The 12,737-nt window shown below is 72.3% G+C and carries 13 protein-coding genes, 2 tRNA genes and 1 pseudogene; 10 read left to right on the forward strand and 6 right to left on the reverse strand.

Annotation, left to right across the window (positions count from 1 at the left end):
* Nucleotides 1-137 precede the first annotated feature (137 nt).
* From ABZX30_RS31880 to ABZX30_RS31890, 3 genes are all read left to right on the forward strand, one after another.
* Nucleotides 138-509 carry a hypothetical protein gene (locus ABZX30_RS31880; protein WP_355939904.1) on the forward strand — a complete coding sequence of 124 codons (372 nt, stop codon included), beginning with the start codon at nt 138-140 and terminating at the stop codon, nt 507-509.
* 135 nt (nt 510-644) lie between these two features.
* Entirely contained in the window at nt 645-1,187 is a 543-nt protein-coding gene (locus ABZX30_RS31885) for a hypothetical protein (protein ID WP_355939907.1), read from the forward strand.
* Nucleotides 1,178-1,251: transfer RNA gene (locus ABZX30_RS31890), tRNA-Lys, on the forward strand. The genes ABZX30_RS31885 and ABZX30_RS31890 overlap by 10 nt, the downstream gene beginning before the upstream one ends.
* A gap of 65 nt (nt 1,252-1,316) precedes the next feature.
* Here the strand turns inward: ABZX30_RS31890 and ABZX30_RS31895 are convergent.
* On the reverse strand, nt 1,317-2,663 hold the full coding sequence (locus ABZX30_RS31895; RefSeq protein WP_355939935.1) for a M6 family metalloprotease domain-containing protein: 1,347 nt from the start codon (nt 2,661-2,663) through the stop codon (nt 1,317-1,319).
* Nucleotides 2,664-2,977: 314 nt separating this feature from the next.
* On the opposite strand from ABZX30_RS31895, the gene ABZX30_RS31900 reads away from it, so the two are divergent.
* A complete protein-coding gene (locus ABZX30_RS31900) occupies nt 2,978-4,807 on the forward strand; it encodes a bifunctional diguanylate cyclase/phosphodiesterase (protein ID WP_355939910.1) in 1,830 nt (609 codons plus the stop codon).
* 57 nt (nt 4,808-4,864) lie between these two features.
* Here ABZX30_RS31900 and ABZX30_RS31905 read toward each other — a convergent pair whose 3' ends face one another.
* Together ABZX30_RS31905 and ABZX30_RS31910 are read right to left on the reverse strand one after the other, a co-directional pair.
* Nucleotides 4,865-5,953, reverse strand: a complete 1,089-nt coding sequence (locus tag ABZX30_RS31905) for an LLM class flavin-dependent oxidoreductase (protein WP_355939913.1) — start codon at nt 5,951-5,953, stop codon at nt 4,865-4,867.
* A 123-nt stretch (nt 5,954-6,076) separates the two neighbouring features.
* On the reverse strand, nt 6,077-6,808 hold the full coding sequence (locus tag ABZX30_RS31910) for a decarboxylase (RefSeq protein WP_355939915.1): 732 nt from the start codon (nt 6,806-6,808) through the stop codon (nt 6,077-6,079).
* A gap of 121 nt (nt 6,809-6,929) precedes the next feature.
* Between ABZX30_RS31910 and ehuB the strand changes: the two genes are divergently transcribed.
* The 6 genes from ehuB to ABZX30_RS31940 all read left to right on the forward strand — a co-directional run bounded on the left by ehuB (nt 6,930) and on the right by ABZX30_RS31940 (nt 11,204).
* Nucleotides 6,930-7,844, forward strand: coding sequence for an ectoine/hydroxyectoine ABC transporter substrate-binding protein EhuB (gene ehuB / locus ABZX30_RS31915; RefSeq protein WP_355939918.1), 915 nt, complete (start codon nt 6,930-6,932; stop codon nt 7,842-7,844).
* Nucleotides 7,841-8,569: an ectoine/hydroxyectoine ABC transporter permease subunit EhuC gene (gene ehuC, locus ABZX30_RS31920; protein ID WP_355939921.1), complete on the forward strand. Its 729-nt coding sequence runs from the start codon at nt 7,841-7,843 to the stop codon at nt 8,567-8,569. Before ehuB ends, ehuC begins: the two co-directional genes overlap by 4 nt.
* On the forward strand, nt 8,566-9,252 hold the full coding sequence (ehuD, locus tag ABZX30_RS31925; protein ID WP_355939924.1) for an ectoine/hydroxyectoine ABC transporter permease subunit EhuD: 687 nt from the start codon (nt 8,566-8,568) through the stop codon (nt 9,250-9,252). Before ehuC ends, ehuD begins: the two co-directional genes overlap by 4 nt.
* A 7-nt stretch (nt 9,253-9,259) precedes the next feature.
* Nucleotides 9,260-10,039 carry an ectoine/hydroxyectoine ABC transporter ATP-binding protein EhuA gene (ehuA, locus tag ABZX30_RS31930; protein ID WP_355939937.1) on the forward strand — a complete coding sequence of 260 codons (780 nt, stop codon included), beginning with the start codon at nt 9,260-9,262 and terminating at the stop codon, nt 10,037-10,039.
* 231 nt (nt 10,040-10,270) lie between these two features.
* Complete coding sequence (locus ABZX30_RS31935; protein ID WP_355939927.1) at nt 10,271-11,029, forward strand: IclR family transcriptional regulator C-terminal domain-containing protein; 759 nt, start codon at nt 10,271-10,273, stop codon at nt 11,027-11,029.
* Nucleotides 11,030-11,130: 101 nt separating this feature from the next.
* A tRNA-Lys gene (locus ABZX30_RS31940) sits at nt 11,131-11,204 on the forward strand.
* Nucleotides 11,205-11,266: 62 nt separating this feature from the next.
* Here the strand turns inward: ABZX30_RS31940 and ABZX30_RS31945 are convergent.
* From ABZX30_RS31945 to ABZX30_RS31955, 3 genes and pseudogenes are all read right to left on the reverse strand, one after another.
* Nucleotides 11,267-11,701: pseudogene (locus tag ABZX30_RS31945) on the reverse strand (acyl-CoA synthetase); the annotation flags it as partial.
* Complete coding sequence (locus ABZX30_RS31950; protein ID WP_355939929.1) at nt 11,647-11,790, reverse strand: hypothetical protein; 144 nt, start codon at nt 11,788-11,790, stop codon at nt 11,647-11,649. The pseudogene ABZX30_RS31945 and the gene ABZX30_RS31950, both read right to left, overlap by 55 nt.
* The coding region (locus ABZX30_RS31955) for an SPFH domain-containing protein (protein ID WP_355939932.1) at nt 11,787-12,737 on the reverse strand (951 nt) is incomplete at its 5' end. The genes ABZX30_RS31950 and ABZX30_RS31955, both read right to left, overlap by 4 nt.

Genomic DNA, 12,737 nt, shown 5'->3' on the forward strand with positions numbered 1-12,737 from the left:
CCCGCCGGACGGAGTACGGCACGCCGCCGCCGACTGCCCAAGGGCGCGGCGGCGTGCTCTTGCGGGGAGGCGGGACAATGGGAGGCGGCCCACCGAGGAGGCGGCGCCCCACCGAACCGTACGAGGAGGAGAAAGACATGGCGGAGCCCACGCCGCGTCGGCACGACCCGCGGCTACGCCCCGCGCCCCTGCTCTTCGAGCCCGCCGAGGCGGCCGCCGATCCCGAGCACTTCTTCGACCTGGAGTCGATCGAGGATCCGCGGGCCCTGCTGGCGCGGGCGACAGAGCTGACGCAGGCGTTCCGTGCGGCGACCGACCGGGCGATGGAGTTCCAGGCCATCGCGGCGGCCCAGCTGGCCGATCCGCGGCGCTTCGACCGGCTGACGGCGGCGGACATCGCCGAGCGGGCGGAGTGGACCGAGGACTATGCCAAGAAGATGGTGGAGTTCGGCAGGGATCTGATGCGGGGGACCACCGCCGAGGGACGGGGGTCCGCGGACCCGGTGTGATGCAGGCGCCCTGGGCCGCCGCGCCACCCGCCTGGCATATGCCAGGCGGGCAAGATACCCCCTCGCGGCTCAGCTTGTCCCCGTTTCCGGCAACCCAGCGCTGTCAGGTGCTCACAGCCGGTAGATGTGGTCGGTATGAGAAGTGCGCGCAGCGACCTCACGGGAGTGACCGCGGACGGTGCCGAATGGCTGGCCTCGGCGGGGAGGCGGCCACGGAGCGGGACGGCTCCCCTTGTGCTGTCCTGCGGAACCGTCTTCGACGTGGTGAACGTGCCGGTGGTCTTCGGCCGCCGGATGCTGGACCGGCTGTGGGACGAAGGGCCGGGATCGGGCCCGGTGGCGGTGTACCGGGGCCGGATGCTGCTGTTCGCCGCGCCGCGGACGGCACAGCGGCTGCCCTCCCTGCTGGCCTGGGAGGAGTGGAGCTGGGCCATTCCCCCGCTGCTCTGCCACGGCAAGGGGGACGCCGTGACCGTTCCGGCGCTCACGGGCGGTGACGCCTCCGCCTCCGACGGTGCCCGCTGGCTCGTCGCCCCCGGCACCCGCGAACCGTGGCTGCCCGCCCCGGAGGTCGTGCTGTGGGCGGCCGTCCGGGCGGCCCGCAGCGAGGTGCGGATATCGATTTTTCCTCCCGCCGATCAGGATGCTAAGGTCTACGACGTCAGCAGGCGCCGCTAGCTCAGTTGGTTAGAGCAGCTGACTCTTAATCAGCGGGTCCGGGGTTCGAGTCCCTGGCGGCGCACAGACAGCAGAGGGTCACATTCGCGAGAATGTGACCCTCTGTCGTCATGTGCTCGTGGCCCGGGTTCACCCCGCACCCCCCGGCCCCGGCCCCGGCCCCGGCCCCGGCGTGATCTTCACCGTCCACGCTCCCGACGGCGTCCGGTCCTCCACCTCCACCCGCACGCCCTCCCCCGGCACCGTGAAGCTCTCGCCGAGGGCGACCGGCGCGTCGGCGAGGGGCGGGTACACCGAGTTCTCCCAGCAGGCCTCGGTACGCGGGTGGGCGTCGACCACTTGGATGGGCCCGTCCCCGGACTCCGCCCCGCCGCGCACCCGGTACACCAGGACGCCCGAGCGGCAGGCCGCGCTGTCGTTCCCGGCGGGGCCGCGCACCTCGAAGGCGAGGACGGACTCGGGGCCGGTGCGGACGAGGGCGAGCTTCACCCCGTCGCCGAGCCCGAAGGCCGGCGCACCCGCGGCGCCCGCGACCGGGGCGCCCGGACCCGCGGCCAGGGGCTCCAGCGTCAGCCGGGTGGAACCACCGCCCCGCACGCACTCGACCTGGCGCGGCCCCAGCCAGCCCAGCTTCCACTTGTGCCAGCCGAACAGATCCGGGGCCAGCCCGAACTGGCTGCCCATCAGGTCCCAGTCGCCGACGTAGGTGTCCCAGTCCCCCTTGCCGTCCACCGGGCGGTGGTAGAGGTCCGGCAGGTCGAAGACGTGCCCGGTCTCGTGCGCGAGCACCAGGCGGTCCGGCGGGTGCCGCTCGAAGACCGTGACCACCCGCCGGACGTCCGTGCCGTCGACGTGGGTCGGAGTGTCCAGGTTGACCACCTTCGTCGCGTCGGAGTCCACGCCGGGCGCGTCCGGGTCGGCGACGAAGTACACGACGCCGTAGCGGGAGAAGTCCACCTCGGGGTCGGCCGCGGCGAACGCGTCCCGCAGGTAGGCGGCCCGCCGGTCCGGGTCCCAGTCGCGCTTCATGGCGTACGACGTCGACGGCTGCGGCATGCGCAGCCAGCGCCGCAGCGGATGCGGGCGCAGGGCGAACCGGCCGTAGGAGGCGCGCCGGAAGTAGTCGTTGGCGGCCGGGAAGTGGTCGGCGGTCAGTTCGGCGGGCGTGGTGCGGGGGGTGGAGTCCGGGAAGGACAGGAACACCAGGACCGCGTCGAGCACGCGCGACGGGCGGGTGTAGGCGGCGTTCCAGGTGTCCACGCCCTCCGAGTGGTGCGCGTCGGTCCTGCGGAGGGCGCACGGCGCCGTGGTGAACGGCTCGGCGACCGAGGGGACGGTCAGGACCGAGGTCGCCGCGAGCGCCGACATCACGGTGAGCACCGCGGCCGTGCTGCGCAGCCGGGGCCGGGCGCCGGCCCGCCCGAGCCTCGCAAGGGCCTCTCGGGAAGGCCGCTCGAGGGGCAGCTGACGCGGCACGGGGACCTCCGGATGCGGTTCGCGGGACACCGCATCCAGCCTGTGTGACTTTGTGGCGTTACGTCCTGTTTGCCTGCACCAGAAGGGTGAGGGACGCGGAGTACTCCGAATGGCCGACACCCCGAAGCGTTCACGGAACGTCACATCCGGTCGGGCACCCGAAGAACCCGCCCAGGGACGGGCAGAAACGATCTGCCACAACCGTCGGGGCGCCCGGGAGACCGGACCGCGACTGGAAGGCCCCCGGGCCAGCCTCTATGATCGGCACACTTTCCTGCACGGACAGAGCATCGAGTGCACTGCGGGAGCGAGCGGTGAGCGGAACGTCCGAAGGGCCGACGCCCGCGGCAGACCTCGAGCGGTCAGCCGTCACAGAGAGTGACAATGTGGCACCTGCCCGTGCGGGGTGGGCCTACCGCTCCGTCTTCGAGGCCGCCCCGCTCGCGCTGGCGGTCGTCGACGGCGAGGGCCTGGTCGCCGACGCCAACGCCGCCCTGGGCACCCTGCTCGGCACCGACCCCGCCGCGCTGGCCGGTCAGGTCGCCGCCGACCTGGTGGACCTGGCCTCCGAGGCCCGGATCCGGCACGCCTACCGCGAGGTCCTGCGCGGCCGGCAGGCCAAGCTGCGCTGCACCCGCCGGCTCAAACATCCCGACGGCCACTCGCTGTGGGTGCAGGTCACCGTCACTCCCCTGGCGGACGCCGCGCCGGGCGTCCTGCTGTCCGTCGCCGACATCAGCGCATGCCGTGAACTCCAGGCCCGCCTCAGGCACTTGCAGATGCACGATCCGGTGACCCGGCTGCCCAACCGCACGCTGTTCTTCGAGCGCCTGTCGGCCGCGCTGGAGGCGGAGTCGTACGAGCCGGGCGGCACCGGCCGGATCGGGCTGTGCTACCTGGATCTGGACGGCTTCAAGGCGGTCAACGACACCCTCGGCCACCGCGTCGGCGACCGCCTGCTGGCCGCCGTGGCCGAGCGCCTGACCCGGGTGGCCGGCGAGGCCGGGTACACCCGGTCGGGCGCCCCCCTGGTGGCCAGGCTCGGCGGCGACGAGTTCGCGCTGCTGGTGGAGGACTCCACCGGAACGGAGCAACTCGCCGAGCTGGCCGAGGCGGCGCTGAAGGCCCTCCGGGATCCCTTCGACCTGGCGGGCCGGCGGCTGTCGTTGTCCGCGTCGATCGGCGTCGTGGAACGCCATGCGGCCGGCACCACCGCCACCGGTCTGATGCAGGCCGCGGACACGACCCTGTACTGGGCGAAGGCCGACGGCAAGGACCGCTGGACGCTGTTCGACCCCGAGCGCAACGCGCACCGCATGACCCGCCAGGCCCTGTCCTCCACGCTCCGCCATGCCATCGACCGCGGCGAGTTCGTGCTGGAGTACCAGCCGCTGGTGGCCATGGAGGACGGCCGTCTGCGGGGCGTCGAGGCCCTGGTCCGCTGGAACCACCCGCAGTTCGGGCTGCTCACGCCGAATCGGTTCATCGGACTGGCCGAGGAGGATGGTTCGATCGTCCCGCTGGGCCGCTGGGCCCTGGCGACCGCCTGCCGTCAGGCCCGCCGCTGGCACCTGGACCACCCCGAGGAGCCGCCGATCTTCGTGAGCGTCAACGTGGCCGTGCGCCAGGTGTGGGACTCCGACCTGGTGGCGGACGTGGCGGAGATCCTCGCCGAGACCGGCCTCGCCCCGCCGCTGCTCCAACTGGAGCTGACCGAGTCGGCGGTGATGGGCTCGGCGGGCCGCCCGCTCCAGGCCCTGAAGGCCCTCAGCGACATGGGCGTGGGCATCGCCATCGACGACTTCGGCACCGGCTACTCGAACCTGGCGTATCTCAGCCGGCTGCCGGTGTCGGTCCTCAAGCTGGACGGCTCCTTCGTGCGCGGCTTCCAGTACGAGGAGGCCACGGACGCGACCCCCGCGCCGAACCCGGCCGACGAGGTCATCGTCGAGGCGATGATCCAGCTGGCCCACCGCCTGGGCCTCACGGTCACCGCCGAGTGCGTGGAGACCTCCGCCCAGGCCACCCGGCTACGGCGGATCGGCTGCGACACCGGTCAGGGCTGGCTGTACTCCCGGCCGGTGCCGCCGGATCGTATCTCCGAGCTGCTGGGCGCCCAGACCGCCGCGGTCGGCAACCCGTAGGCGTCCACCGCGGATCCCCACGAGCCCGGCCACCACCCCGCCCGACGGCGCCCGGACCTACAGGACCGGCAATCCGTAGGCGTCGGCGATGAGTTCGTACGAGCGGAGCCGGAGTTCGCCACGGTGGGCGTGCGAGGTCAGCATCAGTTCGTCGGCTCCGGTGCGCTTCTGCAGCTCGTCGAGGCCGGTGCGCACTTCGTCGGCCGCGCCGTGGACGATGTTGCCGGCCCAAGAGGCGACGAACTCCTCCTCCATCGGGCTGAACTCGTGGGCCTCGGCCTCTTCGGGGCTCGGGAAGAGGCCGGGACGGCCGGTGCGCAGGCGGATCATGTTCAGGGCGGCGGAACGCACCTGCCGGCCTGCCTCCTTCTCGTCGTCGGTGGCGAGCGCGGAGACACCGATCAGGGCGTAGGGCCGGTCGAGCACCGCGGACGGCCGGAAGGACTCCCGGTACAGGTCGAGGGCCGGGATCGTGTTCTGCGCCGAGAAGTGGTGCGCGAAGGCGAAGGGCAGGCCGAGCAGTCCGGCGAGGCGGGCGCTGAAGCCGGAGGAGCCGAGGAGCCAGACCGGCGGGCGGTGCGGTGACTGGACGCCGCCCGGGGAGGTCGCCTGGACCGGGCCGGGTACGGCGTGGATCCTGCGGTACGGATGCCCGTCGGGGAAGTCGTCGTCGAGGAAGCGGGTGAGCTCGGCCAGCTGCTGCGGGAAGTCGTCGGCGCCCTCGTTCAGCGTGTCCGTGCGCCGCAGCGCGGCCGCGGTGGCACCGTCGGTCCCGGGTGCCCGGCCCAGCCCGAGGTCGATCCGCCCGGGCGCCATGGCCTCCAGCGTCCCGAACTGCTCGGCGATGACCAGGGGCGCGTGGTTCGGCAGCATCACCCCGCCCGAGCCGAGCCGGATCCGTTCGGTGTGCGCGGCGAGGTGCGCCAGGATCACGGCCGGCGAGGAGGATGCCACTCCGGGCATCGAGTGGTGCTCGGCCACCCAGTAGCGGTGGAAGCCCCGCGACTCCGCGAGCCGCGACAGCGCGACTCCGGTCCGCAGTGCGTCGGTGGCGGTACTCCCCGCACCGACGGTCACCAGATCCAGCACGGAGAGGGGGACGGGGGCGCTCCCCTGCGCGGTTCCCCGGATCTCGTCTGCCGACACGGTGGGTGCCTCCTGTTGCTCGGCGGTGGCCTGTGGAGAGGCTTAACAGGAGGGTGGCTCCGGTTTATTCCCGGGCCGCCCGGACGGGCGGCCCGGGAGGCGACCCGTCCGGGCGGCGGATCCTCAGACCTGCACGATCGGCTCCCGGGTGAACAGCGCCCCGAGTTCCGGCGCGTTCACCCGGCGGTCGGCCAGCCGCAGCGCCTCCCACACCGTGACCTGGTTCGCCGTGAGGACCGGTTTGCCCAGGGCCTCCTCGAGGAGCCGGACGTACGCCGCCGTGTGCCACGCGGTGTCCGGCAGGACCACCGCCTCCGCCCCGGCGACGTCCGCCGCCCGTGCCAGCGCCAGCGTCTCCGCCTCGCCCCACCCGGCGATCTGCTGCGCCGTCACGGCTCCCGCCGCCCGCACGCCGGCCACCTCCACGCCCCCGGCCCGCAGGAAGTCCGCGAACAGGTCGGCCGCCTCCTTCGGACCGGGCGCGGCGACGGCCACCCGGCGCGCCCCGAGCTCCCGCGCCGCGTGCACGAAGCCGAAGGAAGTCGAGGAGGCCGGCAGGCCCGCCGCCCGGGCCAGGTCGCGCACCTGCTCGTGGGCGCCCTCCCAGTCGTCGTCGAAGCTGCCGCCGGGGGACGCCCACACCACCGCCTCCGCGCCCGACAGCCGCAGCCCCTCCACGCCCGCCGCGAGCCGTTCGGGCGAGGCGGTATCCCGTGGCGCGTCGGCCCGGTGGTGGTCCTCGGCGGCCTCGGTGCGGACCAGGTCCACCCGGATGTCGCTGCCGAGGAGCTGCTCGATGCGCGCGAAGTCGTCGTCGGCGAAGTGACCCGGGTAGAGGATTCCGAGTGCGGTCATGTCCTGCCCTCCTGCGGTTCGTCCGGCCGGCGGTACGGGTACCCCGTGCACGCCGCGTACCGCCGCAGGCGCCTGAAAACCGTGGCGCATAACTCTCTTGCGTTCGGGTAGCCGCGCCGCCATGGCTCCACTCGGGTACGACGATCACACAACCGGATACGAACGCAGACGCAGCCGCCGCTCGGTGCTCACCGGCATCGCGGCGGTCGGCGCGCTGGGCGCCGCGGGCTGCTCGCGCGTGGCCACCGCGTCGACCGCGAACGGCGGCGAGCTGCTCGACCGGCTCCGGGCCCAGGGTGTCGTACGCCTCGGGATCGCGGGCGAGATCCCCTTCGGGTACATCGGCAAGGACGGCCGGCTGACCGGTGAGGCACCGGAGTTGGCGCGGGCCGTCTTCAAGCGGCTCGGGGTGGACCGGGTGCAGCCGGTGCCGACCGAGTTCGGCTCGCTCATCCCCGGCCTGAACTCGCAGCAGTTCGACGTCGTGGCCGCCGGGATGTACGTCAATCCCGAGCGCTGCAAGCAGGTGATCTTCGCCGATCCCGACTACCAGATGCTCGACTCCTTCATCGTGCGCAAGGGCAACCCGAAAGGCCTGCACGACTACAAGGACGTCGTGGCGAAGAAGGCCAGATTCGCCACCGGAACCGGATACGCCGAGATCCAGTACGCCGTCGAAGCGGGTTACAAGGAGAGCGACATCCTGATCGTCCCGGACCAGGTCGCCGGACTCAACGCGGTGGAGGCCGGGCGCGTCGACGTGTTCGCCGGTACCGCCCTGACCACCCGCGAGGTGGTGAAGAAGTCGGCCAAGGCCGAGGCCACCCAGCCCTTCAAACCGCTCGTCGACGGCACACCGCACGTGGACGGCGGCGCGTTCGCGTTCCGGCCGACCGAGACCAGGCTCCGGGACGCCTTCGACGTCGAGCTGCACAAGATGAAGAAGAGCGGCGAACTGCTCCGCATCCTGCGGCCGTTCGGCTTCACCGAGGCCGAGATGACCGATCTGACCGCGAAGGAGCTGTGCGGCGGATGACCTCGGGACTCTGGGAACTCGTACTCGAGGGAGTCTGGACCACGGTCCAGCTGCTGGTGTATAGCGCGCTGCTGGCCACGGCCGTCTCCTTCGTGGTGGGCATCGCCCGCACCCACCGGCTGCGGATCGTCCGCTTCCTCGCCGGCTTCTACACCGAGGTGTTCCGCGGCACCTCGGCCCTCGTGATGATCTTCTGGGTGTTTTTCGTGCTGCCGATCGCCTTCGGCTGGCAGCTGGTGCCCATGTGGGCCGGCACCCTGGCGCTCGGCCTCACCTACGGGGCGTACGGCGCGGAGATCGTGCGCGGCGCGCTGCAGGCCGTCGACCCGGCGCAGCGGGAGGGCGGGGTCGCGCTGAGCTTCACGCCCGCGCAGCGCCTGAGGCTGATCCTGCTGCCGCAGGCGGTGCCGGAGATGGTCCCGCCGTTCTGCAACCTGCTGATCGAGCTGCTCAAGGGCACCGCGCTGGTCTCCGTCATGGGCATGGGCGACCTGACCTTCAGCGCCAACCTGGTGCGGCTGGCGCTCCAGCAGAGCGCGGAGATCTACACCTACGTCCTGCTGATCTACTTCATGATCGCCTTCGTGATCACCCGGCTGATGCGGGGGCTGGAGAAGCGGCTGAAGGCCGGGGTCGGCAAGGACCCCGGGACAAAGACGACGGCGCGTGAACGCAAGCGCGCGCAGACGACCGGCGTGGGAGCCGCGGGCGGAGGTGCCGCATGAAGTGGGACTGGAGCGCCGTCGGCGGATTCATGCCGCACTTCTGGGACGGTCTGCGGATCACGCTGGAGACGCTGGCCCTCGGCTCGCTGCTCTCGTTCGCCCTGGGACTGGTGTGGGCGCTGCTGATGTGGACGCCGACCCTCCCCCACGCTCGAACAGACTCGCGCGGGTGGTACACCCTGGTGCGCTGGCCGGTCGGAGTGGTCACCGAGTTCGTCCGCAACACCCCGCTGCTGGTGCAGCTGTTCTTCCTCTTCTACGTGCTGCCCGAGTGGGGCCTGACCTTCTCGGCACTGGCCACCGGCGTCTTCGCGATCGGCCTGCACTACTCGACGTACACGATGCAGGTCTACCGGGCCGGCATCGAGGCGGTGCCCCCCGGCCAGTGGGAGGCCGCGACAGCGCTGAACCTGCCCCGGAGCCGGACGTGGACCGCGGTGATCCTGCCGCAGGCCGTCCGCCGCGTCGTCCCCGCCCTCGGCAACTACGTGATCTCGATGCTCAAGGACACGCCGATGCTGATGGTGATCACCGTCCTGGAGATGCTCGGACAGGCGCGCCTCTACTCCCAGCAGCACTTCCAGTTCACCGAGCCGCTCACCGTGATCGGCGTGGCCTTCATCCTCATTTCCTACCTGGCCTCCCTTCTCCTGCGAGCCCTGGAGCGACGCCTTGTCCGCTGACACCCCCCTGAGGAAAGAACCCGGCACGAGTGCCGACCCGGCCACCGGCGGGGGCGAGCTGATCCGGCTGGACGGGATCACCAAGCGGTTCGGCACGAACACCGTGCTCGACCGGCTGAACTTCTCCGTCGACGCCGGCAAGCACGTCACCCTGATCGGCCCCTCCGGTTCCGGCAAGACCACGATCCTGCGGCTGCTGATGACCCTGACCGAGCCCGACGAGGGCACGATCACGGTCGACGGGGAGCGGCTCTTCCCGGCCTCCGAGAAGGAGGTGCGCGAGGTCCGCAAGAGGATCGGGATGGTGTTCCAGCAGTTCAACCTGTTCCCGAACATGAGCGTGCTGCGCAACATCACCGAGGCCCCGGTGACCGTGCTCGGCCTGTCCAAGGACGAGGCGGAGGCGCGGGCCGTGGAACTGCTGGAGCTGGTGGGCCTGGCCGACAAGCGCGACGCGCGGCCGACGCAGCTGTCCGGCGGCCAGCAGCAGCGGGTGGCGATCGCCCGGGCGCTGGCGATGCGGCCGAAGGTGCTGCTCCTGGACGAGGTGACCTCCGCGCTCGACCCGGAGCTGGTCGCGGGGGTGCTCGACGTCCTCAGGGACATCGCCCGCACCACCGACATCACGATGCTCTGCGTGACCCATGAGATGGGCTTCGCCCGGGACATCTCCGACCAGGTACTGATGTTCGACGGCGGGCGGGTCATCGAGTCGGGACCGCCGGAGCGGATCTTCGGCGATCCGGAACAGGAGCGGACCCGGGAATTCCTCGGCGCGGTTCTCTGACCGCGGGATCCGGCTACGCGATGTGAAGGCGTCATCACGCGAGGTCCGGACGTCGGCTCCTGCCACCGGCATATGACGGGCCCCTTCCGGTGGGCCCGCGCCGCATGTCGAGAGGCCAAAGGCGGGTCACTTTCTCGCCAACGAACCCTCTCCGCGCGGCTCTTGCCGGTTATCGTGATAAGGATCCGCCGTCCGGATCGCGGCCCACAGAGCGAGCGCAGGGGGACCACCGTGGCGCTGAAGCACGAGCCGACCGCCCCGAACCACTCCGCCCAGGACGCCTTGCGCGTCCTGGAGACCGTGGCACGCCACACCACCGGGGTGACCGAAACCGAACTGGCCCGCCACACCCGCATAGCCCCCGAGCGCCTGACCGCCCTGCTGCGCATGCTGCGCCGCGAGGGGTACGTCGAGCAGGTCGCCGACGGGGTGTACGTCACCGGGGCGGCCCTCACCCGGCTCGCCTCGTCCCACGACCGCGAGGACGCCCTGCGCGAGCGGCTCCAGCACACCCTCGAACGGCTGCGCGACTCGGTCGGCGCGGCCGTCTACATGAGCCGGTACGTCGACGGCGAGGTCAGGATCACCCAGTGCGCGGTCGGTCCGGCCACGCCCGCGGTCAACGAGTGGGTCGACTTCCGTTGCTCCGCCCACGCCACCGCGATCGGCAAGAGCCTGCTGACCCAGCTCGACCACCACGCCCGGCGCGACCACCTCTCCCGCCACAAGATGGCCCGCCTCACCTCGCGCACCATCACCAGCGACAAGCTCCTGCTGTCCCGCCTGGAGTCCCAGCCGCCGACGGTGCCCGTGCTGGACCTCCAGGAGTACGCGGTCGGCACGGTCTGCGCGGCGGTCCCGATCACGGCGGGCGCCTCGGTGGGCTGCCTGGCGCTGTCCCTCCCGGTCGAGCACGCCCACCGCCTGCGCCGGGCCGCGGACGCGCTGAACCGGAACGCGGCGCCGGTGCTGCTGTCGCTGGCGATCTAGAAACCGGTCCGGAACCGGCCCCCGGGTGGTCACGAGCACCGTCGCGGACCAGGTAGTATTTTCTTAGTCGCCGACCGCGGGAAGCGGAAGGCGGGAGTCATGCGCCGCTAGCTCAGTTGGTTAGAGCAGCTGACTCTTAATCAGCGGGTCCGGGGTTCGAGTCCCTGGCGGCGCACGGATGAGGGGCCCTTCGCTTCGAGCGAGGGGCCCCTTCTCGTCGCCTCGGCGCCCCGGCCGTCAGCGGGTGAGCAACTCCTCCCGCCCCCGCACCCGGTACTCCTCGACCAGCGCGGCCCTGTCCCCGGCGGTCAGCCTGAGGAACCCGGACTGTCCCGGCGACCGCCACCACACCGGATCGTGGCACCGGAAGCCCTCCCGCCTGAGCGCCGCCCGCTGGATCTTGTTGGTGGCGGTCACCGGCATCCGCTCCACCACCCGGACGAACCGGGGGGCCGTCTTGGTGCCCAGGTCGGGCTGGGCGAGCAGGAACCCGGCGAAGGCGGCCGGGTCGAAGGACCCGGCGAGGGCCGCCATCACCTGGTCCCCGGCCACCGGGTCCGGCACCGCGTACACGGCGACGGCCGTGGCGCCCTCGTACCGGGCGAGGATGTTCTCGATCATCGCGGCGGCCAGGTTCTCGCTGTCGACGCGGAGGCGGTCGTCCGCGCGGCCCAGCCGTACCCCTCCACCAGCCGCACCCCGAACCGCCGCTCGAAGGCGGCCGCGTCCACCGCCCCGGCCTCGGTGGCTTCTCCCCTCACACCTCCGGCTGCGGCCGCCCCACGCAGAACGCCACCGTCAGGTCCCGCACCAGCGACTTGCGTTCGTAGTCGTCGAGGTCGACGAGCCCCCGCACGGTCAGCCGGGTCACCGTGTCCTCCACCGAGTCGACGACCGAGGTGAGCATGCGGGACCGCTGCTGGGCGTCCAGCGCCGCGATCCGCCGCCGCTGCATCACGGCGGCGACCTCGGGCGCGTACTCGACCCGGACCGGCCGCACCGAGAACACCTCCAGGCCGACGGCCGCCGCGTCCGCCGCCACCAGCCGGGTCAGCGCGTCGCCCGCCGCGGCCACGAACGCCCGCCCGCCGTCCGGCACCTCCACCGGCACCCGGGCCAGCGCGGCCTCCACGCACTCCCGCAGGTACGTCTCGTGGTCCTCCACACCGAGACAGGCCCGCGCCGTGTCCCGCACCCGCCACACCAGCAGGACCACCACGCGCAGCGCCACCCCGTTGCCGTCACCGGCCGGCATCGGCTCGCTGCGCCAGTGCCGCAGCCGTACGTCGACCCGGTGCCGCCGGGTCAGCGGGTTGACCCACAGCAGGCCGGTGCGGCGAACCGTTCCTCCGTAGCGGCCGAACAGCCCGAGCACCCACGCCCGCCCGGTCCGGCCGCGGGTGAGGCCGCCGAAGCCCAGCAGCCCGAGCGCGCCGGCCCCGGCGTACGCCGCCCACTGGGCCGGACCCACTCCGGCGTCCGCGGACGCCGACAGGTGCAGCGAGTGCGACGCGAACGACGGCAGGACTCCCGCCCACCACGAGGTGGCCAGGCACCCGGCGATCCCGCAGGCCCCGGCGAGCACCCCCGCCGCCCCGGGCAGCACCCGGGCCGGAATTGGCCGCGCTGACCTCCGTGGTCCGTGACGGCGGCATCGTGGTGAACACGACGGTGTGGATGCCCGCGCCTTCCGACGAGGAACGCGGCG

The organism is Streptomyces sp. NPDC004542 (genome assembly GCF_040610035.1).
Taxonomy (GTDB): Bacteria; Actinomycetota; Actinomycetes; order Streptomycetales; family Streptomycetaceae; genus Streptomyces.